The following is a 21,311-nucleotide window of genomic DNA, read 5'->3' on the forward strand; positions in this document are numbered from 1 at the left end:
CCACTCGGGGAGCGGCCGTCGCAAAGCAACGACCCGCCCCCGCCCCCGACCGGCCGCTACTCGCCGACGACCAGCACGATCTTGCCGGTGACCTCACCGGAATCCAGCAGCTCGTGCGCCTTCGCCGCATCGCGAATGTCCATCGTCGCGTGGATCTGCGGCGAAATCGTGCCATCCTCCAACAACGGCCACACCACATCCTCCGTCGACGCCACGATCCGCGCCTTGTCCGCCAAATCGCGGTACCGCAGCCCCGTCGCCGTGATCGACCCCCGCTTCGACAGCAGACGCCCGATGTTCAGCTCGCCCTTCACGCCGCCCTGCATGCCGATGATCACCAAATGCCCGTCCATCGCCAACGCCTTGACGTTGCGGTCCAGGTACTTCGCCCCCATGATGTCCAGGATCACGTCGGCGCCGCCGTGCTCCTTCAGCACCTCCTCGAACGCCTCCTCGCGGTAATTGATCAGGATGTCCGCCCCCAACTCGCGGCACCGCTCCAGCTTCTCCGCGCTGCCCGCGGTCACCGCCACCGTCGCGCCCAGCGACTTCGCCAGCTGAATCGCGAACGTGCCGATGCCGCCCGCGCCACCGTGGACCAGCAGCGTGTCGCCCTCCTTCAGGCCCGCCACCATCACGATGTTCGAGTACACCGTGCACGCCACCTCAGGCACCGCCACCGCGCGCTCCAGCTCCCAACCCGCCGGCACCGGCAGCAGCTGCCCCGCCGGCACCGCCGCGTACTCCGCGAAACCGCCGCCCGACAGCAGACAGCACACCTCGTCGCCGACCTGCCAGCCGCCCGCGTCGGCGCCGACCTTCTCGATGACGCCCGCGCACTCCAGGCCCAGAATGTCCGTCACGCCCTGCGGCGGCGGGTAGTGGCCGCGGGCCTGCAGAATGTCGGCGCGGTTGACGGCCGCGGCGCGGACCTTCACCAGCACCTCGCCATCGCCGATTTCGGGGGTCGGGGCGTCGCGCCACTCCAGGGCTCGGGGGTCGTCGGGGTTGGTCTGGATGATCGCCTTCATGGAAGCCACCTTATCCACCGCGCGCCCGTTTGTGGTCGGGGTCACGAGGATGGCCGAAGGTCGACGCGAATGGGTGTGGCCGGGGCGTGGTTGGGGTGACGGCCGGTGGCGTGGCTACTATTGGGGGGTCCCGCGTGAGCCGCGGGCGGGGAAGTGTGGCAGAGCGGCCGAATGCACTCGCCTTGAAAGCGAGCGTCCTTCACCGGACCGGGGGTTCAAATCCCTCCACTTCCGCCGGCGGGAAAACCCCTGTTCATTGCGATCAGGGGTTTTCGTGCGTCTACCAGCGGAAACGGCCGATTCCCCCGGTCGCGCAGCACGCACTCGGCACGGGAAACGGCGCGAGAATCCCCGGTTTCGTCCCCGCGTCCCCGACCGTGTCCCCACGCGCGGTGGCTTGGCCGTCTCGAGGCCCGTTTCGGTTGCTTTACGACGCCCGCCGGTGAGTGCGTCGGCGTTATTCGACAAATGCAGCCCCTCGATTTCGCGTCCTGGGGTTATACCGGCGTTCACCTGGGGTGTGGCTGCATTTGTCGTATAAGGGCGCGCGGCCAAGTGCGTGTGGCTAAGGGTGTGTGGCTAAGCGTGTGTGGCTAAGGGTGCGCGGTTGAGTGCGTGGGCCCGAGTTCGTTTGGGCGAGCGGGTTCGGCGCAGGGTGGTGTGGGTTGGGTGGGCGTCGTCAAGCAAGTTTTGCTTTGCGACGCCTCCCGGATCACCTTCCCGCCGATTCAAGGGGTGCGGCCGACGCCGGCGAGCGGGCCGTGTGCAGGTGTGGGGTTCCGGATGCCGGTCGCGCGCAGGTGTGCGGTTGCTTTGCGACGCCCGCCGTCGAGTGGGTTGGCGTTATTCGACAAATGCAGCCTCTCGATATTGCGTCCTGGGGTTATACCGGCGTTCACCTGGGGTGAGGCTGCATTTGTCGGCTAAGGGCATGCGGCCAAGTGTGTTCGGCCGCGTTCGTGCGGCCAAGCGCTGCTGGCGATCCGGGCGGGAACATTTTCGGCCGGTGATGCATCCCATCGTCGAAGGCGGCGGGCACCGTCCGCCGACCGCAACCGACCACGACCCGGAAAGGCCAACAGTCATGAACGACCGGAACTACGGATACGGCGAAAACCCCGGAGACGACGGCGCCCCAGGCGGCAACGGCGGCCACGGTGGCAACGGCGGCCACGGTGGCTACGGCGGCCGCGGCGACAACCCCGGGGGCGAGGGCTGGTACGGCGGCGGGCCCGGCGGTTACGGGGAGACGGGCGACTCGAACTCTCGCGCCAGCGGTGGGCCGAACCCGTACGCGAACCCGAACGCGAACCCGAACGCGGGGTACGGCGGGCCGCATGGTCCTCAGGGGGCCGGCCCCGGCGGCCCGAATGCGCTCGGCGGCCCGCCCGGCCCGTACGGAGCCGGCCCCGGCGCGTACGAAGGTCCGCCCAGCTCGGAACCCGGTGCAGGTGCAGGTGCAGGTGCCGGTGGAGGCACCGGTGACGGCGGCAACGGCAAGGGCATTCTGATCGGCATCGGTGCGCTGGTGGCCGTCGTGATCCTGGCCGTGGGGACGTTCCTGTTCCTCGGCGGCGACGATGAAACCGAGGGCGCCGTCACCGAGACCACTGCCGGCGGCGAGGAAACCGGGGGCGAGACCACGGGCGTCGGCGACGCCACGGCCACCGCCGACGACGAAACCACGTCGACGACCACTTCCGAGGCGACGACGGAAACGCCCGGCGCGGGTTCGGCGGCGGGCGACGGGTCGATGACCTCGCCGTACGTTGATGCGGTGCCGGCCTACGTCCGCGATAACGCGGAGGGTTGCCGCGACATGGAGGCGACGATCACCTCGTTCGATACGAATGTCGCCGATCGCACGGTTCCGGGCATGCGGTGCCGGGGCGCGGACGGCAGTCTGCTGGACGGCAACAACATCGAGCTCATCGATGATGCCGAGTTCGCGAAGGTGGCGACGGACCAGGCCCGCACGATGGATTATGAGGTCATCAAGGAAGAGGGCGGCGTCACGCTGATCGCGGCGGCCTACAGCGGTGGTTCCAGCAAGGTCTTCTGGGCGGACGAGAACAAGGGCATCTCGCTGGAGATGTACCCCTATGACGATCTGGAGCAGGCGAAGGCCGCTGCCGAGCGATTGAAGTAGGGAGGGTGCAGGCGAAGGCGAGTGTTGGCGAGGGCCCCGGGTTTTCCCGGGGCCTTCCGCATGTTCGGGAGCGGGGGCCTGGGCCGTTGCTTTGCGACGGTGCCGGGTGCACCCGTTCAGTGAATTTGGCGCCGAAACCGCTGTGACGGATGGTGCTTAAGTGACTATTGGGATTTAATCAGGATGTGGCGATGTCATCCAATGCCGTTCGTGCCCGCGTTGCCGACGTCGCCGAAGTCGGTTCTGAAGCGGACAGTGAATGAGGAATCCCATGCGCAATCGAGTCACCATCGTCGGCCGCGCCGTGCGCCCGGTCGCAGTCGTCGGCGTCGTCCTCGGTCTCATGGCCGGCGCCGGCGCCCCCGCCGCGGCCCAGCCGGGCGCCGCGGGCTCGCCGAGCATCCCGCCGGGCGCCATCCAGGCGATTCCGGGCATGCCCGATCTGAGCCCGATCCTGCCGAGCCTGCCGGAGTCCACGGGCGAGCCCGCCGAGTTGGGCCGCGCCAACCTGTCGCTGCCGTTCGTCGGCGCCGTCTATGACGCGACGCTGAACAAGCAGGTCGTCGCCGGTCAGCGGGTCATCCCGGGCGGCTTGGTCACGGTGCGCCTGGAGGCCGCGGGCAACGGCGGCCACACCTTCGTCCGCGAGTTGCGCAACATCATGCCCGCCGGTTTCGAGCTCGTGTCGGTGATGCGCATGAAGGACAACGCCCTCGGCCAGGCGGCGCACGTCCTGGCGGAGGAGGAGTACGAGGTCGTCGAGCGCGGGTCCGACGGGCTGCGCGAAGTCGTCGTCTCCTGGAGCGAGGACGGTTTTCTGGGGCTGTACCGGGACAATCCGCGCATCGAGAAGGGCGGGTCCGTCGTCGTCGACTTCGTGTACCGCACTCCGATGGAGCCGGGCGACTATGAGCATGGCGGCACCATGCTCGTGAGCACCGTCGCCGGGGTGGCGCCGAAGACCGCGGGCGGCGACAAGGGCGGCGTGCCCGTCAATGTCGGCCTCGTTCCGGAGAACCTCTTCGGTTCGCTGGAGGGTTACGGCGGCGGTTCGATTTAGGGCGTTGTTTCAGGGCGTTGCTTGACGACGCCCACCGTGGGTGCGAGCCCCGTTTTAGTCGATTTCACCCCAAAAGGCGTGACAATCAACCCACTTATGTAACGTATGGGCGCGATTGTTCGACGTTCCAAACGGAAACATCCCCACCCGATAGGACACTCATGCGCACCACCATCACCCGCACCGCCGCCCGCGCGGCCATCGCCGGTGCGGCCGCCACCGCCATGCTCATCGGCGTCGCCGCCACCGCCGCCGCCCAGCCGACCCTGCCCGAGGTTGCCGGCATCACCGACGCCATCTCCCGCGCCACCGAAAACATCCCCGGCGCCGACGCCCTGGTGCCCGGCCAGCGCACCCAGCTCGGCGAGGTCTCCCAGTCCGGCATCTACTCCGCCGCGCTGTTCAAGCAGGTCATGGGCTCCCAGAACGTCGTCCAGGGCGAGGAAATCACCGTCCGCGTCGAGGTCGAGGGAGGCAAGAGCGGCCTGCTGTCCCAGGCCCGCGTCCAGGCGATCACCGACGTCATGCCCGCCGGCTTCCAGATCGCCTCCGTCGTCGTCAACGGCCCCGACGGCCAGGCCACCCAGCTGACCGAGGAGCAGTACGCCAGCGTCGAGCGCGACGGCCTGCGCGACACCCGCGTCGACTTCAACGCCAACGGCATCGGCCGCATCGCCATCGGCGAAGGCTCCCTGTCCGTCGACTTCACCTACGTCGCCCCCGAGGAAACCGGCTGGTACCAGACCGGCGCCGGCATGGAAGTCTCCGCCGCCGGCGGCACCTGGCCGCACGCCACCAAGGTCGACGAGGGCGGCCCGTCCGTCAACGTCGTGGCCCGCCCGATCATCCCCGACCTGCCCGGCATCGGAAACGACTCCTCCGGCTCCATCGACTGGGGCTCGCTGAACATCGGCGACACCGGCTCCGCCAAGTAACCCCACCGCACCTGGGCAACGACCGCCACCGCGGCCCGGTGGGCGTCGCAAAGCAAGAACCCGAACCACCGACCCGGACGCCACGTCCGCGCAGAAGCCCCGCGAAAAGCAGGAGCAACCATGAAGAAACTCACCCGCACCGCCGCAGCCGCCGCCATCGCCGTCGGCATGGCCATCGGCGCCGCCTCCCCGGCCACCGCCCAGATCAATCCCGTCCTCCCCGACTTCGGCTCCCTCATGCCGGGCATGGGCGAATCGCCCGCCGACAAGATCCGCCTCGGCGAAACCGGCGGCTGGATCTGGAGCGCCTCCGTGTACAAGCAGGTCACCCGCGGCGTCACCGTCACCGCCCGGCGGCCTGGTGACCACCCGCATCGAAATCATCGGCAACAACGACAACGGCGGCAAAGTCCGCGAACTCGCCGACATCATGCCGCAGGGCTTCGAGCTGGTGTCCGTCACCCGCATGAAGGAAAACGCCCTCGGCGAAGCCCTCCACGTCGTGCCGGCCAGCGACCGCACCGTCGTGCCCGTCGGCAACGGCATGCAGGAAGTCCGCCTGTCCTGGACCGAAGGCGGCTTCCTCGGCCTGTTCGAAGACAACCCCACCGTGTCCCCGTCGAAGTCCGTCGTCGTCGACTTCACCTACCGCGCCCCCAAGGAACTCGGCCAGTACCAGCACGGCGGCTACGTCCGCATGGGCTCCCTGGTCGGGCCCACGTTCCGCAAGGAAAACGGCGGCACCCCGATCACCGTCGAAAACTCCCTGCCCGCCGCGTTCGGGTCCCTCGGGTCCAGCTAAACCGCGGGAGGGGCGGGGGAGGAGGCGGGCGCTCCCGCCCTCCCCGGCCCATAACCACCCGCCCCGGCCGACGCCCACCCTCGCCGGCTCATGCCCACCCTCGCCGGCCCAAGGGGTGGGCGGGGTGGCGCCATCCGGGCCGTGTGCGAGAATCATCGCAGAACGTCCGGCGAGGAGTCACGAACACCATGAGCAGCCCTTTCGGCGATAATCGGCCCAACGGCAACGGGGCCGACGACGACCCCACCACCCAGTGGCACCCCCTTGACGGGGATGTCTGGCCGAACTCCCCCGGGGCATACGACGACAACCCGTGGAGCGCAGCGCCCACCGACAACCCCTTCGCCGACGGAGCGGCGGGCGGGGCCGGCGGGGCCGGCGGGTACGCCGCTGGTTCGGGCGGTTATCCGGGTGGTCCGGGCGGATACCCCGGCGGGCCGGGCGGTTACCCCGGCGGGCCGGGCGGTTACCCCGGCGGGGACCAACAGCCGCAGAAGAGGGGCGGCAACGGCGGCTTGATCGCCGCGATCGGCGTCGTGGTGGTGCTGCTCATCATCGCCGGCGGTGCGCTGGGGTACTTCCTCACGTCCGGCGGCGACGAGGGCGCCGAGCCGTCGGCCGAACCGCTCACCGATTCGCGGTCGACCGCCGCCCCTGCGGAGCAGACGACCGCAACCAGCACCTCCAGGCCCCGTGCCGAAGGGTGGACGGCTCCCGGCGATTGGACGAAATGCGGCGGTTCCGGCGACCCCGGTGACCTGAACCTGTACTACGCGGGAACGTCCGTGACCAGCTGCCCGTTCACCAAGGCCGTGCGCGACGCGCTCGTCGAGCACTACCTGGACACCGGCGAGCTCGACGGCGCCATCAAGGCCTACAGCCCCGTGACCAGGCAGAGCTACGACATGAACTGCTCCGACGACGGCGACGTGGTCACCTGCAGGGGCGGCGACAACGCGGTCGTCCACGTTGTCTAGGCGGGCGGAGCCGGGCGTCGGCCGGCCGGAATTCAGACGCTCGGCTCTCGCGGTGGTGCTGGCCGGTGGCCTGCTGCTCGGCGGGTGCACGCTCCCCGGCGGCACCGTCGTCAAGCATGACGATGAAGGCAGCGGCGGCCGAGGCGACCACGCGTCACCCACCGCCGACGGCGACCGTCCCGATCCCACGCCGCCCGACATGCCGGACGACGCGGCGCAGGGGGATCTCGCCGCCGAAATCGACGCCATCCTGGACACATGGGGTGGCCACGCCGGCGTCGCGATCGCCGTCCCCGGAGCCGACGGTGAGGCTGGTGCCCCGCAGGTGGCCGGTGACCTCGAGTCCGATGTTGCCTGGTCGACGTCGAAGGTGCCCGTCGCAATTGCCGCCGTGCGCCAGGCCGGTGCCGCCGACGCCTCCATCCGGGCCAACGTCAACGCCGCGATCACCGTCTCCGACAATGCCGCCGCGGAAACGCTGTGGGCGGGGCTCGGCGACCCGGCGACGGCGGCGGCCGCATCGACGGCTGTGCTTCGCGACGGCGGCGACGCGACCACGACCATCAACGCAGAGCGGACCCGCCCTGAGTACACCGCCTTCGGACAGACCCCGTGGACGCTGCCGAACCAGGCCCGTTTCGGCGCGCACCTGACGTGCCTCGACGGCGCGGGCCCGGTCATCGAGGCGATGGGCGCCATCGCCGACGACCAGCGCTACGGCCTGGGGACGATCCCCGGGGCCCGGTTCAAGGGCGGGTGGGGTCCGGACGAGTCGGGGATGTACCTGGTCAGGCAGTTCGGCACGATCGCCGTCGACGGTGGTGAGGTCGGCGTCGCCATCGCCGCCCGCCCCGCCGACGGCACCTACGCGACCGGGCAGGCGATGCTCACCGAGATCGCCGCAGCCGTGCAACGTCACATGCCGGCGGGCGGCAGCTGCTAAGTTGGCGCGCACAAGTCGCCGCCCCGATCCTCGGAGCGGCGAACGCGTGCCGACGACTCGCCCGACGTCCCCGCGGCCTGCTTCCCGCCGGCCGCCCGACTTTGACCGGACGACGGTCGGCGATGACCAGGGAGGCGGACATGGCCCGGAATCTGAACCGGAGCGTGACCCGAGAGCTGACCGGGGACGAGGCCCGGAACCCGACCCGTAGCGTGACCGGGGACGTGACCCGAAATCTGAACCGAGGCGTGCGGCGGGGTGCAGCGCGCCGTGCGGTGACGGCCGTGGCGGTGGGGGCGACCCTGTGCGCGGCGTCGTGTGCGTCGGCCGAGGAACCGGCGGCCCGGCCCGCCGAACCCCTCGAGGAGGCCTGGTCCATCGACGGCGCGATGGATCCGGAGCTGGCCGACGAGGTGGAGGCGATTGCGAAGCGTTTCGACGGTGAAGCCGCCATTGCCCTCGCGGTGCCCGGCGCCACGTCGAAGGATGGGCCGGTCAGCGCCGGCGAGGTGTCGGATGTGGCGGCGTGGTCGACGTCGAAGGTGCCCGTCGCCATCGCCTCGTCCCGCGACAACGAGTGGGTGGCGGACCTGGTGCCCACGATGATTTCCGAGTCGGACAACGACGCCGCCGAGACGCTGTGGGTGGCCATGGGCGGCCCGAATGATGCGGCCGCGGCGGTCAACGAGGTTTTGGCGGAGGGCGGCGACGTCACCACCGAGTTCGATGCGATGGTCGCGCCGGGCGACACGCCGTGGGAGTTGGAGGATCAGGCGGCGTTCGCGGCGAATCTGAGCTGCATCGATGGTGCGGAGCCGGTGCTCGAGGCGATGGGGGAGATCGTCGATTACCAGTCCTACGGGTTGGGGCAGATCGACGGCGCCCGGTTCAAGGGCGGTTGGGGGCCTGACGACGAGGGCGGTTATCTGAGCCGCCAGTTGGGCACGATCCCCGTCGAGGGTGGTGTCGTCGGCGTGGCGATCGCCGCCCGCCCGGAGGATGCGACCGACGAGACCGGCCGGGAGATGCTCGACGCCCTGGCGGAGGCCATCGCGGGTCATGCTCCGCGTGGCGGGGAGTGCGAGACCTCTCCGGTCAAGGGGTCGGAGGAATCGACGTCGGAGGAGGCCACGTCCGAAGAGTCACCGTCGGAGGAGTCGTCGGAGGAAACCACCTCCGAGTCGACCCCGGCGGGGAGGCCCACGTCCGAGACTCTCGCGCCGGAAGAGTCCGCGCCGGGGAGGTCGACATCAGAGCGGCCCACGTCTGGGGTGTCCGGGAAGGTCGGCGCCGCCAACTGACCGCAGTGCCTCTGGTCCGGCAACCCCACCTGTCACCTCCGCCGCCGCAATCACAACCGCAACTTTTGTCGCGGTGAAACTGGGGCGGCGCCCCATCAAATTCGTTAGATAACGACGAATCGCCCAAAACGACTCACCGCGATTGCCGCCGACCTGGGCTTTTGTGGCGGCGGGTTGAGTCGTTTCGGGCGACTTTCCAGAATCTGGGGCACGTGGGGCCAGAGTGGTTCCGGTGGCGAGGTTCGTGCGGCGGTGGGGCCAGAGTGGTTCCGGTGGCGAGGTTCGTGCGGCGGTGGGGCCAGAGTGGTTCCGGTGGCGAGGTTCGTGCGGCGGTGGGGCGGAGTCAGGTTCGTGCGGGGCCAAAGGGGTGGCGAGGGTCGTGCGGGCCGACGCCAACCGCCCGGCCGCTACAGTCCCAGCGCGGCGAGGAGACGGTCGGTCTCGGCCGCGTCGGTGACGGTGATGCGAACACCCTCGCCGCCGAAGAACCGCACGATGATGCCCTTCTCCGCCAAAAAAGCGCCGAAGGACGGGGAATCGACGACGTCGGCGTCGGAAAGCGAACCGACCCCGGCCAGCGCCGCCAGCCGATCCTCGGGCAGCCACACGAAGTTGGTCTGCGAATCGGGGACGACGACCTCGGCCCCCGCGGCGCCGTTGATGGCGGCGGTCACGCGAACCCGCTGGTCGCGGACGCCGGCGATGCGGGCCTCGAGCTCGTCGACGGCGCGCAGCGACTCCACCGCCGCGACCTGCGCCAACGCGTTGACGGAGAACGGGATGCACACCTTGTTGATCGCCTCGATGATCTCGGCGGCGCCGAAAACGTAACCGATGCGCAGGCCCGCCAGGCCGTAGACCTTGGAAAACGTCCGCAGTCCCACGACGTTGGGGTACTTCGCCACGGCGTCGATGGCGTTGGCGGTGTCGACGCCGGTGGCGCGCCCGCCGGTGCCGCGGTCGCCGTCGGCGGGCTGCACGAATTCGATGTACGCCTCGTCGAGGGCGACGAGCACGTTGGCGGGCACCTTCGCCATGAAGGCCTCGAATTCGGCGGCGGTGATGGTGGTGCCGGACGGGTTGTTCGGGTTGCAGATGAACACCAGGCGGGTGCGGTCGCCGATCTTGGCGGCCATGGCGTCGAGGTCGTGGCGATGGTCGGCGTCGAGCGGGACGGCGACGGGCACGGCGCCGGCGACGCGGGCGAGGATGGGGTAGGCCTCGAAGCTGCGCCATGCGAAGATGACTTCGTCGCCGTCGGTGCAGGTCGCCTGGATCAGTTGCTGGCACAGGGCGGATGAGCCGCAGCCGACGGCGACGTGGGTCGTCGGCAGGCCGAGGTGGTCGGCGATGGTGGTGCGCGCGTCGACGGCGGCCATGTCGGGGTAGCGGTTGATGCCGGCGGCGGCGTCGACGATGGCGTCGCGCACGGAGGGCAGCGGCCCCTGCGTCATTTCGTTGCTGGCCAGCTTCAGGGCGCCGGGCGTGGTTTTGCCGGGGACGTACGAGGGGATCAGGTTCAGATCTTCGCGGGTCGTCGGGCGGGCCTGGTCGGGGGTGGTGCTGCCGGTCATGGCGAAAACCTTACGCGTCCGGTTGCTTTGCGACGCCCGCCGGGCGGTGGTTCGCCGGGGTGGCGCCGTGTTTCGGGGGTGTCGGGTGGGGACGAAACGGAGGAGGGGCGGGGCCAATCGGGGGGAGGGGCGGCCGAATCGGTCCGGGTGCGGGGTGCGGTCGGAGGGTTTTTGCCTCGTGCGGCGGCGCTCGGCTAGAATTCCCGTGGTGCACGGAGGCGTGCCAGAGCGGCCGAATGGGGCTCCCTGCTAAGGAGTTGCCTGTCTTGCGACGGGCCGGAGGTTCGAATCCTCTCGCCTCCGCCACTAGCGCCCGTAGCTCAACGGATAGAGCATCTGACTACGGATCAGAAGGTTAGGGGTTCGAATCCCTTCGGGCGCACGATGTGACCCCGGTACGTGTTCGCGTGCCGGGGTTTTCGCATGCGGGGCCACCGTTGATGCGGTCGCCGTCGTTGCCGCACTGGCCGATGTTGGTGATGTGGCAATAAACGGCGGCGTCGGTGCGTTGTGTGGGTCAGATCCAGAAAAGCAGTGTCCCCGACCCGCTGAGGAGCGATCATGATCCGCACCGAGACCATCCTCGACCTGGCCACCATCGGCGGAAAGCAGACCCACGCCGAAGCCCTGCAGGGCTCCATCGCCCTGGCGCAGACCGCCGAAAAGGCCGGGTACGAGCGGATCTGGTACGCCGAGCACCACAACATGCCGTCCATCGCGTCGTCGGCGCCGGCAGTGCTCATCGCCGCGATCGCCGCGCGGACCGAGAAGATCAAGCTCGGCTCCGGCGGCGTCATGCTGCCGAACCACTCGCCGCTGACCATCGCGGAGCAGTTCGGCACCCTGGCGAACCTCCACCCGGGTCGCATCGAGCTGGGGCTGGGCCGCGCGCCGGGCACCGACCAGCGCACCATGCGGGCGCTGCGCCGCGATCCCCGTTCCGCCGACTCTTTCCCCCAGGACGTCCAGGAGCTGCAGGGATATCTCGGCGACGAAACTCTCGTCCCCGGCATCAACGCGATCCCCGGCAAGGGGACGCACGTGCCGCTGTACATCCTCGGTTCGTCGCTGTTCGGGGCGCAGCTCGCCGCGGCGCTCGGCCTGCCGTACGCGTTCGCCTCGCACTTCGCCCCCGACGCGATGCTGCAGGCGATGGAGGTGTACCGCGAGAACTTCAAGCCCTCCGAGGTGCTGTCGGAGCCGCACGCCTTCGCCACCATGAACGTCGTCGCCTCCGACGACGAGGAAGACGCGGCCCGCCAGCTGGTCGCGGTCCAGCGTGGCCTGGTGCGGTCGCTGCTCGGCGGCGGCCGCCGCTTCACCGACGAGGAAGCCGACATGATCCTGGACAGCCCGCAGGGCATGCGGGTCAAGAACATGTTCGGCCACGTCGCGGTGGGCACGCCGGACCGTGTGCGGGAGCAGATCGCCGAATTCGGCCGGTACTCCACCGCCGACGAACTCATCGTCGTCCACCAGGCCAACCGCCTCGACGACCGACTCCGGTCAGTCGAACTCACCGCGCGGGCGCTCGGCCTGGGGCGGTGACGGGAAGGGGAGGGCTCAGCGCACCTTCTTGCCGTAGGTCTCCGCTATCGCCCGCGCCGTCGCCTTCGCATGCGGGCCCAGGCCCGTGATCGTCGCCGACCCCGGGCCCGTCCAATCGCCGTAACCCACCAAATGCAGACCCGGGACCGCCGGTTCGCGGCCATCCAGCAGCGACCGCACGGGGCCCAATGCCGGCCGGAAACCCGTGCACCAGATCAGATGATCGAACCCGGCTGCGCCGTCATCGCCGTTGAGCTCGTCCATCGAGGAGAACATCGGCGTCGCCCGCAATCGCCCCTCGTCGCGGGCGGCGAGCACCTCGGGCAGCATCACGATGTCGCCCAACCGCGAATCCGGCCCCGGATCCTCCTCGTCACGCAGAATCGCCACCATTCGCTCCCGATTGCGACGGAACAGCACCCGGCCATCGACGTCGTCGGGCATCCACTGCGGCTCGCGGCGCGTGAACCAGGTGACGTCGGCGACCCTCGTCAACTCCGCCGCGATCTGCGCCGCCGAGTTGGCCCCGCCGACCACCGCCACCTTCGAACCCCGGAACGGCTCCACCCCCGGATAGTTCGCCGAATGCCACTGCTTTCCGACGAACCGACCCGGTAGATGGGGTACGAACGGCGCCGACCACGTGCCGGTCGCCGCGACGACGTGATCCGCCGCCCATGACCGGTCATCGGCGTGAATCAGGAACCGCCCGGCACCGGATCCCGAGGTCGAACCGGAAAGGGACGAGCCGTCGTCAAGCGAAGAACCGTCCCGCCCGCCGCGAAACTCCACCCGCGTGACGTGCACCGGGCGCTCCACGGGAATGGAATAGCGGTCCTCGTATTTGCGCAGGTAATCGATGACATGCGACGCCGGCGGGAAACCGTCGAACGCGGGCATCGGAATGCCGGGAAGGTTGGAGAATTCCGCCGTGGAAAACAGCGTCATCGACGGCCACACATGACGCCACGCGCCGCCCGGACCCTCCTGATCATCGAGGACCAGAACCTCGACACCCGCGCGCAACAGGTAATACGCCGTAGCCAACCCAGTCTGCCCGCCACCGATGATGACGACTTGATGGGAGGGGATCGGCGGAGAAGTCATGACCCCACCCTAGTTTGATGCTGGCCCAGTCGAGGGCTACCGTTTCTTGGCCATGGGGTGACCGCGCGCGTCGTGCCACGGGCAATGCAACCCCGACCGCGACGGCGCCGAATCGGAGCGCGCCACTTTCCGAAGGGAATCTCCGCCATGCACCGCCCCGACGTTTCGAAGGGATCGCCGCGAATCGACGGACAACCGGTTGACCGCGCCACTGCGGGAGCCCCGGCCGCGGGCCGCTCGAACCGCGTCGAATGGGCCGATGCCGCCAAGGCCATCTCCATCATCGGCGTGTGCGTGCTGCATTCGATCATCGCCGTGCCCGGCGGCGGCGACTCCACCTGGAAGGCCGTCTACCAGGTCCTCGACCCGATCCGGATGCCGCTGTTCTTCATGGTCTCCGGCCTGTTCGCCCACCGCGTGATCACCCGGTCACTGTCGGACTTGTTCCTCCGCCGCATCTGGTTCCTGCTGGTGCCGTATCTGGCGTTCAAGACGATCACGGCGGTCGTGCGGGAAATCTCCGACCCCGGCTACCAGACGATGCGCCAATTCCTCCGCTCCGTCGTCGTCGGCGACCCCGGATTGTGGTTCCTGTACGTCCTCATGGTGTTCAACCTGATCGCATGGGGGCTGCGGAAGGTGCCGCCCGCCCTGGTGGTGGCGCTGTCCTTCCTGCCGGGCCTGGCGTACGGGGTCTTCGGGCTCAACGAGTTCGAGAAGTACAATGAGATCAGCCACATCGTCCTGTACCTGCCGGCGTTCATGATCGGCCTGCACGCCCGTCGCCTGTGGCTGCGCCTGGGCGAGGTCGCCGACCCGGATCGCGTGCGTTCCCCGTTCACCGCCTACGCCGTCGCGGCGCTGGCCGTCGGCGCGTACCTGGCGTGGTGGGTGCTCGACGCCACGACGACGGGCCTGCCCGGCCACGTCATCGGCCGCCTCACCGGCGTGATCCTGGCGGTGCCCGTCGCCATCGTCGCCGCGGTGCACCTGACCAAGATGCCGGTCGTGTCGAGCATCCTGTCCGCGATCGGCCGCAACACCCTGCCCATTTACGTCTCCCACCCGCTGGTGATCTGGATGGTCGGCGCGCCGCTCGGCGACGCCGTCGTCGCCCACGGCTCCGGCTCGTTCACCGAAGTCGACGTCCGCATCCTGCTCAACCTGCTGCTGTGCACGATGGCCGGTTTCGTCATGTACGTGATCGGCAAGATCCCGGTGGTCAACTGGGTGCTGTATCCGCCGGCGCTGCCGCGTGGACGCGCGGACGGAAAGAGCGTCGACCGTCGTCCAGCATCGACGCGGGCTCCGCGAGGCACCGGCGTTCGCGCGACAAACCGCCTCCGCACCGACGGCGAGCGCACGCGACGCCGGGAAGCCGAGCCCCGGAACTAGGCACGGCAAACGGGGCCCGGGAAAACGGGGCGCGGGGCGATGTTCGCTTGCCACGGCTTTTTCGCCCCGTGACCAGGCAATTTGTTGCTTCGTGAGGCGCCGGTGTAATGTTCTTGTTCGTTGCAGCGGCACGGGCTCCGCCCCGAGCTGCGTTGCGGCAAACGCAGGAAATGCGCCCGTAGCTCAACGGATAGAGCATCTGACTACGGATCAGAAGGTTAGGGGTTCGAATCCCTTCGGGCGCACGATCACCCCGGCAGGCATCGCCTGCCGGGGTTTTGCGTTTGCCCGGACGTCGGGACCCGCGCGGCGTATTCTTTCGCCACGAAACTTCGATCGATCGACCGGCGGGAGAATCGCATGACGGAAGACAATCGCATGACGGACGGCAAACAGGAGCAGGGCGGGACGTGGGGCGGCATCGTCGCCCTCGTGCTGATCGGCGTGGTGCTGGCGGGCGGCTGGTTTTTCTTCTTCAAGAAGGACCCGGTGGCCGTGGGCAGCTGCATCGGGGAGGACGCGGTCGCCGAGGCCGACGGTTCGGGCGGTGAGGTGCCGGGCGCGGTGGACTGCGAATCCGACGAAGCCGCGTACCGGGTCCTGGCGATCGGCGAGAAGCCCGAGGACGTCAAGTGCATCGACGTCCCGGGCGCGACGACGGTGCTGAGCTTCATGTACGCCGACGTGTCCACGTACTGCCTGGCGGGCGTCGACGAGGACGTCGAGCGCAACATCAACGACATCGAGGTCGGCGAGTGCGTGGCCATGGAGGGCGACACGGCCCTGCGCACGGACTGTGGGGAGCCGGGCGCGTTGGAGGTGCTCGCCCTCGATCCGGATCCGAAGACCTTCGATGAGCCGGCTCTGCCCGGCATGCCCGGCACGTGCGAGAAGTTGGGTGCGCCGGAGGCCACGCAGTACTACAAGTGGGGTCTGCCGGTCACCGGGTTCAGTTCGGCGGCGAATTACGACAAGGGCATGTGCCTGGCCGAGGTTTCCTGACGCGGGCGGGAGTTTCCCCTGGGCAGAGGGTGTTAGCGTCGTCGGATTTGCTTGACGACGCCGCCGCGTGGTTGGTCACCGTTTGAGAACATTCGCCGGATTCGGCGTCCTCCGGGCTGACAAGCCGTCGCACCCGTTGTAATTTTCGCCACATGAATGACCAACGGTGGAACAATGGCGGAAGCGGCGGTCCGGGCGGTCATGGCCAGCCCAACCCCTACGCGGGTGGCCCCGGCGGCTTCGGTGGGCCGACCGGCCCCGGAGGCCCCGGCGGCCACGGTCAACCCAACCCGTACGCGGGCGGCCCCGGCGGACAAGGCGGATTCGGCGAGCCGGCCGGTCCGGGTGGGCCCGGCGGCCCCTCCGGCACCGGCGGCCTGGGCTACCCCGGCATGGGAAACGGCCCGGGCATGCCGAACGGCCCCTACGGCGAGCAGCCCCAGGGGCAGCCGGAGCAGGGGAAGAAGAAGTCGCCGCTGATGCCGATCCTCATCATCGCGGCGGTGGTCGTGCTGGTGCTCGGCGGCGTCGTGGTCGCCACGTTCTTCGGCTCGGACGATGACATCGTCACCGCCGGACAATCGTCGGAGGACACGGACGACGCTGACGGCTCCGGCAGCGGCTCCGATTCCGACGCCGACGCCGATTCCGGCGGTGGCTCGAGCAACGGATCGGACAGTGACTCGGGCACCGGCTCGGGCAGCGGTTCCGACCGCGATTCCGGTTCGAGCTCGGATGCGGACCCGGTGCCGGCCGTTGGCGATTGCGTCGTCAGGCTTGCCGAAGCCGGCGAGAGGATCGACACCCTCGACTTCCCCGAGGTCGTCGACTGCGACGACCCCGACGCCGTGTTCGAGGTTCTCCATGTGCGCCGTGATTCCTCGGGCCAACGGTGCGTCGACGTCCCCGGGGCGACGGACGCGCTGTCATACAGCCATGGCCCGGTCGAAGCGTTTTGCCTGGCCAAGGTGGGCGACGACAAGTCCCGCAACATCAATGGCATCAAGGTCGGCGAGTGCGCCGAGCCCGCCGGTGATGTCATGTACCGCACCGAATGCGGCGCCCCCGGTTCGTACCGGGTCGTGGCCACCTACGACGACCCCGGACCCATGCAGGCGGAGTACGAGGGAGCCATCCCGCAGTGCGTGGACGCCGGCGCACCGGAGGCGACGATGGTGTTCCAGTGGGGCGTCGCCGACACCTACGATTCCGTCGAGGAGTACCAACGCGGCATTTGCCTCGTCGAAGCCGGCTGACCCGGCGCCGCCACCGGGGCGGCGGACACCGAAAGAGGGGCCGTCGTCAAGCAGGAAACGCTTGACGACGGCCCCTCTCCATCGGGGAAACCCCTACACGTCGTTCTTGACCAGCTCATCCAGCGGCGTCGGAGACAGCAGGTACGGCGCGACCTCCAGGACGGTGCGGGCACCGCTCTCGCCGGCCTGGCGCAGACGGTACGCGGCGCGACCGTAGGCGACCTGCACGGCCGCCGTGAAGTCGGGATTGCGCTCCAGCTCCAGGGTGAAATCGATGACGTGGCGCGACGAGCCCGCCCGACCCTGCGTGACCACCGTGCCACCATGCGGCATGCCCTGGTGATCCCGGTCGAACTCCTCCTCGGAGATGAAGTCGACGATGGTCTCGTACCCCACGAAGTAATCCGGCATGGTCACGATGGCCTCGCGGATCGAATCATGGTCGGCCTCGTCGGCGACGATGTAGCAGTGGCGGATGTGGCACTTCTTCGCGTCCAGGTCGCCGCCCTCCCCACGCTTGACGGCGGCGATGGCATCCGGATTCGGCTTGGTGTACTGCACGCCCTTCTTCACGCCCGGCACGCGGCGCACCGCATCCGAATGGCCCTGCGACAGGCCCGGGCCCCAGAACGTCATCTGGTCCGACCCGGGCAGCGTCGCCGCACCGTACACGCGGGCGAGGGAGAAGAAACCCGGATCCCAACCGGTCGAAATGACCGCCACCTGGCCGCCCTCGCGAGCCGCGACGTCCATGTCCGCGCGATGCCGCGGGATGTCGCGGTGATTGTCGTACGTGTCGACGGTCGTGTACAGCTTCGCCAGCGCCGGCGCCTGCTCCGGCACGTCCGTGGCGGAACCGAGGCAAACGAACAGCACGTCGACGTCGTCGGCATGCTTGTCGACGTCCGCCGCGGGCAGCACCTTGGCGTCCGTGTCCAGGGAGTCGCGACGCGAGAACACGCCGACGAGTTCCATGTCGGGCTGATCGGCGATGACGCGCTCGACGCTGCGGCCGAGATTTCCGTAGCCGATGATGGCGGCGCGGATCATGGGGGGTCCTTTCGTCGGAGTCGCCCGTACGAGGCCGGTACGAAGCAACTCCGCCGCCGACTCCCGGGCGGTTACGGCACCAGCGTAGACCTCGCGGGAAACGGTGTCAGTATTTTTTTCGCTGTTTTTTTAGATTTTTCGCGCATGCGCCGGCCCACATGCGCCCCGCGGCGGTGGCCCGCGGTGACGGCCTGCGGCGGTGGCCCGCAGCGGGGACTAGAAGATGTCGATCCGCCCGCCCAGCCCCTCGGCCTGCACCAGGTCGCCGACCCAATCCCCGGTGCCGGGGCTGACGCGGATGACCGGGCGCAACGACAACTTCGCGCCACCGTCGACCTTTCGCGAACCGGCCCGCGCCCGGTAGCGGCCGTGGGCGCGGAAACCGGCGTCGGCCAGCGTCGCCGCCGTGCCACGCTCGCGGAGCTCGGCGCGGGCGGCGGTGAGCAGCTCGATGACCTCGTCGAGGGCATCGACGACGGGGGCGACGTTGTTCTCGCACCAGGACATCACCATGTCGGGTTCCGCCCCCGCCACCCGCGTGCCGTCGCGGAACGACCCGGCGGCCAACGACAACGTCAACGGCCCGCCGTCATCGCCGACGACCGCCAACGCATACGACAACAAGTGCGGCATATGCGAAATCCGGGCCACCGCACGGTCATGGTCGTCCGCCGTCGCGGGAATGACCTCGGACCCCACGAGCGCACCCAACGCCGCAACATCGCGGAACGTCTTCGTCCACTGCCGCGGCACCTCGGCCCCGTCCCGGCGTGCCTCGGCGGCCCGGTCGAAACAGACGACCCACGCCGCGCCGTCGTAAAGCCCCGTACGAGTCGCCTCCCACCCCGACTCCTCCGAACCGGCCATCGGATGCGCGCCGACGTAACGGTCGCCCATCCCGCGCGCCTCGACTTCATCGAGAATCGCGCGCTTGACGCTCACCACATCCGTGATGCCGCAATCCGGCGCGAGCTCGGCGATCTGATCCAGCAGGCCACCCACCGCGAACATGGGCACCCCGATGACGAGCAACGCCCGATCCTCCTGCGCCCGCCGCAGCACCGCCGCAAGATCCGTCGACGCGTCGAACCCCTCGGCGGCCGCAGCGTTCGCGGTCGCCGCGGAACGATTCCACCCGTACACCGGCGCACCCGCCGCCGCGAGATCGCGCATCAACGAACCCCCGATCAACCCGAGTCCGAGAATGCAGGTCGGCGTGGCGAAAGAGTCAATGGTCACCTGACAAGGATGACACACCACGACTAGCCTGGGGTGGCATGAGCACGACTTTTCCGGGGCACGCGGACCCCGACCAGGGCCACCGCGACGATGACGACGACCGTTCCTACGCCGTCGCCGTCCTCCTCGGCGACGACGGGTGGACCGTGCGCGAACTCGGCGACGAGGCGCTGGACTCGCTGGCCGACGCCACCGCCCAAATGCGCCGCCTGCGCGCCGAACGCGCGTCGTTCGCGATGCTCAACATCGACGACGACTATTTCATCCTCCTGCGGCCCGTGCCCGGCGGCGTGCGCGTACTGCTTTCCGACGCCACCGCCTCGGTCACCGACGACATCGCCGCCGACGTCATGGACGAAATCGACGAGGACATCCCCGACCTCGACGAAGACGAACTCGACGACGTCGACTCGTGGCCCGAGGGCGACCTGGAAATCCTCGCCGACCTCGGTGTGCCCGAAGACGTGCTGTCCGTCATCTGCGACGACCAATCCCTGTGGGCCTCCGAGCAACTGCACGCCATCGCGGCCGAGCTCGGCTTCGACGAAGCGCTTGCCGACGAAACCGGCGTCGACGTCGACGACCCGGACATCGACTACGCCCACGATGACGACTGACGGCCGCGCACTGCCACGACCCGAAACCCACGTCCGCGACGAAGAATGGATGCGCGCCGCCATCGACGTCGCCCGCCGCACCCCACCCGGCGACGTCCCCGTCGGCGCGATCATCGTCGGCCCCGACGGGACGGTCGTGGCGGAGGCGGCGAATCGTCGTGAAGCCGACGCCGACCCCACCGCCCACGCCGAAGTCCTGGCCATCCGCGCCGCCGCCCACGCACACGGCGACGGGTGGCGACTGGAGGAATGCACCCTCGTGGTGACCCTCGAACCATGCGTCATGTGCGCCGGCACCGCCGTCATGGCCCGCGTCGGCCGGATCGTGTTCGGTGCGTGGTCACCGAAAACCGGGGCCTGCGGGTCGATTGTCGACGTCGTCCGCGACCCCGCCCACCCGTTCGCCCCCCACGTGCGCGGGGGAGTGCTCGCCGACGAATGCGCCGAGTTGCTGCCGGAGTTTTTCCGCGGCAAGCGGTGACGGTGCGGTAACGGGGTGACGGTGCGGTAACGGTTCGGCCAAGAGGTGAGTACTTTCCTGGCATGTGGCGTGAACCGCGTTTATCGTCGTGGTTGAAGCTTCAAACGAAGAATCAACGGAACAATCCGCGAGCGTCGACCCGGGACGAAAGTCGGGAGCGACAACGCGGAACGAAAACCGGGAACGAAAATCCAGGAGGACGACATGGGCAACTTCCAGAACAAGGCCGACGAGCTCGGTGGCAAGGCGAAGGAGGCCGCCGGCAACGCGGTCGGCAACGACGACCTGGCCAACGAGGGCAAGGGCGACCAGGTCAAGGCCGACGCCAAGCAGGCCGTCGAGGATGCCAAGGACAAGGTCACCGAGGGCCTCGGCAAGCTCAAGGGCGACGAGTAAGTTCGCAGCGCTTCGAACCGGGTCTCCGCGTCAGGCGGGGCCCGGTTTTTGCGTGTGTTGGGGTGCGGCGGCTTGGTCGGGTGTCGGTGTTGGAGCGGACGTGATCCCGCGTGCTCGTCGCAAGGCGTGGTCCGTTCGGCAGTCGGTGTTGGAGTGGACGTGATCGTGCGTGCTCGTCGGAAGGCGTGGTCCGTTCGGCGGTCGACGTTGGGGGGCGTGATCGTGCGTGCTCGTCGGGAAGCCCCGTGACCTGGCGATTTGGTCGTTGAGGGGGGACTTCGATATGTTTTTTCGCGGTGGCGTGTCCGAGCGGCCGAAGGTACTCGCCTCGAAAGCGAGTGTTGGGTAACCCCCAACCGAGGGTTCAAATCCCTCCGCCACCGCCAACGGTCCCCCTACCTGTTAGTGCAGGTAGGGGGACTTTTTATGTCCGGGCCGGCCGTAAGCG

At 69.0% G+C, this 21,311-nt stretch carries 19 protein-coding genes and 5 tRNA genes; 19 read left to right on the forward strand and 5 right to left on the reverse strand.

The annotated features are described in order from the left end of the window. Window positions 1–56 precede the first annotated feature (56 nt). Complete coding sequence (locus CFREN_RS00490) at window positions 57–1,031, reverse strand: NAD(P)H-quinone oxidoreductase (RefSeq protein WP_209654416.1); 975 nt, start codon at window positions 1,029–1,031, stop codon at window positions 57–59. Window positions 1,032–1,180: 149 nt separating this feature from the next. Here CFREN_RS00490 and CFREN_RS00495 point away from each other — a divergent pair. From CFREN_RS00495 to CFREN_RS00530, 8 genes are all read left to right on the forward strand, one after another. Then, a tRNA-Ser gene (locus tag CFREN_RS00495) sits at window positions 1,181–1,265 on the forward strand. An 850-nt stretch (window positions 1,266–2,115) separates the two neighbouring features. Beyond that, on the forward strand, window positions 2,116–3,180 hold the full coding sequence (locus CFREN_RS00500) for a hypothetical protein (RefSeq protein WP_209654414.1): 1,065 nt from the start codon (window positions 2,116–2,118) through the stop codon (window positions 3,178–3,180). Between the two features lie 271 nt (window positions 3,181–3,451). Further along, complete coding sequence (locus CFREN_RS00505; RefSeq protein WP_209654413.1) at window positions 3,452–4,240, forward strand: hypothetical protein; 789 nt, start codon at window positions 3,452–3,454, stop codon at window positions 4,238–4,240. A gap of 161 nt (window positions 4,241–4,401) precedes the next feature. Beyond that, window positions 4,402–5,175, forward strand: coding sequence for a hypothetical protein (locus tag CFREN_RS00510; RefSeq protein WP_209654411.1), 774 nt, complete (start codon window positions 4,402–4,404; stop codon window positions 5,173–5,175). Between the two features lie 361 nt (window positions 5,176–5,536). Then, on the forward strand, window positions 5,537–5,977 hold the full coding sequence (locus tag CFREN_RS00515; RefSeq protein WP_209654408.1) for a hypothetical protein: 441 nt from the start codon (window positions 5,537–5,539) through the stop codon (window positions 5,975–5,977). A 188-nt stretch (window positions 5,978–6,165) separates the two neighbouring features. Continuing rightward, window positions 6,166–6,954 carry a flagellar basal body-associated FliL family protein gene (locus CFREN_RS00520; protein WP_209654407.1) on the forward strand — a complete coding sequence of 263 codons (789 nt, stop codon included), beginning with the start codon at window positions 6,166–6,168 and terminating at the stop codon, window positions 6,952–6,954. Window positions 6,955–7,006: 52 nt separating this feature from the next. Next, window positions 7,007–7,897, forward strand: coding sequence for a hypothetical protein (locus CFREN_RS00525; protein WP_246580156.1), 891 nt, complete (start codon window positions 7,007–7,009; stop codon window positions 7,895–7,897). Between the two features lie 224 nt (window positions 7,898–8,121). Further along, the gene (locus CFREN_RS00530) at window positions 8,122–9,198 is read left to right on the forward strand and encodes a hypothetical protein (RefSeq protein ID WP_209654406.1); all 1,077 of its coding nucleotides are present in this window, start codon (window positions 8,122–8,124) and stop codon (window positions 9,196–9,198) included. Between the two features lie 407 nt (window positions 9,199–9,605). On the opposite strand, the gene CFREN_RS00535 is transcribed toward CFREN_RS00530, so the two are convergent. After that, window positions 9,606–10,772, reverse strand: coding sequence for a histidinol-phosphate transaminase (locus tag CFREN_RS00535; RefSeq protein WP_209654405.1), 1,167 nt, complete (start codon window positions 10,770–10,772; stop codon window positions 9,606–9,608). Between the two features lie 214 nt (window positions 10,773–10,986). Here CFREN_RS00535 and CFREN_RS00540 point away from each other — a divergent pair. From CFREN_RS00540 to CFREN_RS00550, 3 genes are all read left to right on the forward strand, one after another. Continuing rightward, window positions 10,987–11,078, forward strand: a tRNA-Ser gene (locus CFREN_RS00540). Window positions 11,079–11,081: 3 nt separating this feature from the next. After that, a tRNA-Arg gene (locus CFREN_RS00545) sits at window positions 11,082–11,154 on the forward strand. 179 nt (window positions 11,155–11,333) lie between these two features. Further along, entirely contained in the window at window positions 11,334–12,320 is a 987-nt protein-coding gene (locus CFREN_RS00550) for an LLM class flavin-dependent oxidoreductase (RefSeq protein WP_070523886.1), read from the forward strand. Between the two features lie 15 nt (window positions 12,321–12,335). Here CFREN_RS00550 and CFREN_RS00555 read toward each other — a convergent pair whose 3' ends face one another. Beyond that, window positions 12,336–13,427: an FAD-dependent oxidoreductase gene (locus CFREN_RS00555; RefSeq protein ID WP_209654404.1), complete on the reverse strand. Its 1,092-nt coding sequence runs from the start codon at window positions 13,425–13,427 to the stop codon at window positions 12,336–12,338. 147 nt (window positions 13,428–13,574) lie between these two features. Between CFREN_RS00555 and CFREN_RS00560 the strand changes: the two genes are divergently transcribed. The 4 genes from CFREN_RS00560 (at window position 13,575) to CFREN_RS00575 (ending at window position 17,080) form a co-directional block, all read left to right on the forward strand. Beyond that, complete coding sequence (locus CFREN_RS00560; protein ID WP_209654403.1) at window positions 13,575–14,822, forward strand: acyltransferase family protein; 1,248 nt, start codon at window positions 13,575–13,577, stop codon at window positions 14,820–14,822. A 172-nt stretch (window positions 14,823–14,994) separates the two neighbouring features. Beyond that, window positions 14,995–15,067: transfer RNA gene (locus CFREN_RS00565), tRNA-Arg, on the forward strand. Window positions 15,068–15,182: 115 nt separating this feature from the next. Then, complete coding sequence (locus CFREN_RS00570; protein ID WP_070523877.1) at window positions 15,183–15,824, forward strand: hypothetical protein; 642 nt, start codon at window positions 15,183–15,185, stop codon at window positions 15,822–15,824. A 152-nt stretch (window positions 15,825–15,976) separates the two neighbouring features. Next, window positions 15,977–17,080 carry an LppU/SCO3897 family protein gene (locus CFREN_RS00575; RefSeq protein ID WP_209654402.1) on the forward strand — a complete coding sequence of 368 codons (1,104 nt, stop codon included), beginning with the start codon at window positions 15,977–15,979 and terminating at the stop codon, window positions 17,078–17,080. A gap of 93 nt (window positions 17,081–17,173) precedes the next feature. Here the strand turns inward: CFREN_RS00575 and CFREN_RS00580 are convergent, their stop codons facing one another. After that, entirely contained in the window at window positions 17,174–18,130 is a 957-nt protein-coding gene (locus tag CFREN_RS00580) for a diaminopimelate dehydrogenase (RefSeq protein ID WP_209654400.1), read from the reverse strand. A gap of 216 nt (window positions 18,131–18,346) precedes the next feature. Further along, window positions 18,347–19,369 carry a prephenate dehydrogenase gene (locus CFREN_RS00585; protein WP_224371041.1) on the reverse strand — a complete coding sequence of 341 codons (1,023 nt, stop codon included), beginning with the start codon at window positions 19,367–19,369 and terminating at the stop codon, window positions 18,347–18,349. Between the two features lie 38 nt (window positions 19,370–19,407). Here CFREN_RS00585 and CFREN_RS00590 point away from each other — a divergent pair, with 38 nt between their 5' ends. From CFREN_RS00590 to CFREN_RS00605, 4 genes are all read left to right on the forward strand, one after another. Next, window positions 19,408–19,986 (forward strand): tRNA adenosine deaminase-associated protein, encoded by a 579-nt coding sequence (locus CFREN_RS00590; RefSeq protein WP_209654396.1) that lies wholly within the window; start codon window positions 19,408–19,410, stop codon window positions 19,984–19,986. Beyond that, the gene (gene tadA / locus CFREN_RS00595; protein ID WP_224371042.1) at window positions 19,976–20,467 is read left to right on the forward strand and encodes a tRNA adenosine(34) deaminase TadA; all 492 of its coding nucleotides are present in this window, start codon (window positions 19,976–19,978) and stop codon (window positions 20,465–20,467) included. The genes CFREN_RS00590 and tadA overlap by 11 nt, the downstream gene beginning before the upstream one ends. Window positions 20,468–20,671: 204 nt before the next feature. After that, window positions 20,672–20,863: a CsbD family protein gene (locus CFREN_RS00600; RefSeq protein WP_070523859.1), complete on the forward strand. Its 192-nt coding sequence runs from the start codon at window positions 20,672–20,674 to the stop codon at window positions 20,861–20,863. A gap of 295 nt (window positions 20,864–21,158) precedes the next feature. Then, window positions 21,159–21,249: transfer RNA gene (locus CFREN_RS00605), tRNA-Ser, on the forward strand. Window positions 21,250–21,311: the final 62 nt, after the last annotated feature.

The organism is Corynebacterium freneyi (genome assembly GCF_030408835.1).
Lineage (GTDB): Bacteria > Actinomycetota > Actinomycetes > Mycobacteriales > Mycobacteriaceae > Corynebacterium > Corynebacterium freneyi.

Bases quoted from the DNA above. Each gene is read 5' to 3' on its own strand.
- CFREN_RS00490 (WP_209654416.1), bottom strand. From the start codon at position 1,031: ATGAAGGCGATCATCCAGACCAACCCCGACGACCCCCGAGCCCTGGAG.
- CFREN_RS00500 (WP_209654414.1), top strand. From the start codon at position 2,116: ATGAACGACCGGAACTACGGATACGGCGAAAACCCCGGAGACGACGGC.
- CFREN_RS00505 (WP_209654413.1), top strand. From the start codon at position 3,452: ATGCGCAATCGAGTCACCATCGTCGGCCGCGCCGTGCGCCCGGTCGCA.
- CFREN_RS00510 (WP_209654411.1), top strand. From the start codon at position 4,402: ATGCGCACCACCATCACCCGCACCGCCGCCCGCGCGGCCATCGCCGGT.
- CFREN_RS00520 (WP_209654407.1), top strand. From the start codon at position 6,166: ATGAGCAGCCCTTTCGGCGATAATCGGCCCAACGGCAACGGGGCCGAC.
- CFREN_RS00535 (WP_209654405.1), bottom strand. From the start codon at position 10,772: ATGACCGGCAGCACCACCCCCGACCAGGCCCGCCCGACGACCCGCGAA.
- CFREN_RS00550 (WP_070523886.1), top strand. From the start codon at position 11,334: ATGATCCGCACCGAGACCATCCTCGACCTGGCCACCATCGGCGGAAAG.
- CFREN_RS00555 (WP_209654404.1), bottom strand. From the start codon at position 13,427: ATGACTTCTCCGCCGATCCCCTCCCATCAAGTCGTCATCATCGGTGGC.
- CFREN_RS00560 (WP_209654403.1), top strand. From the start codon at position 13,575: ATGCACCGCCCCGACGTTTCGAAGGGATCGCCGCGAATCGACGGACAA.
- CFREN_RS00570 (WP_070523877.1), top strand. From the start codon at position 15,183: ATGACGGAAGACAATCGCATGACGGACGGCAAACAGGAGCAGGGCGGG.
- CFREN_RS00575 (WP_209654402.1), top strand. From the start codon at position 15,977: ATGAATGACCAACGGTGGAACAATGGCGGAAGCGGCGGTCCGGGCGGT.
- CFREN_RS00580 (WP_209654400.1), bottom strand. From the start codon at position 18,130: ATGATCCGCGCCGCCATCATCGGCTACGGAAATCTCGGCCGCAGCGTC.
- CFREN_RS00590 (WP_209654396.1), top strand. From the start codon at position 19,408: ATGAGCACGACTTTTCCGGGGCACGCGGACCCCGACCAGGGCCACCGC.
- tadA (WP_224371042.1), top strand. From the start codon at position 19,976: ATGACGACTGACGGCCGCGCACTGCCACGACCCGAAACCCACGTCCGC.
- CFREN_RS00600 (WP_070523859.1), top strand. From the start codon at position 20,672: ATGGGCAACTTCCAGAACAAGGCCGACGAGCTCGGTGGCAAGGCGAAG.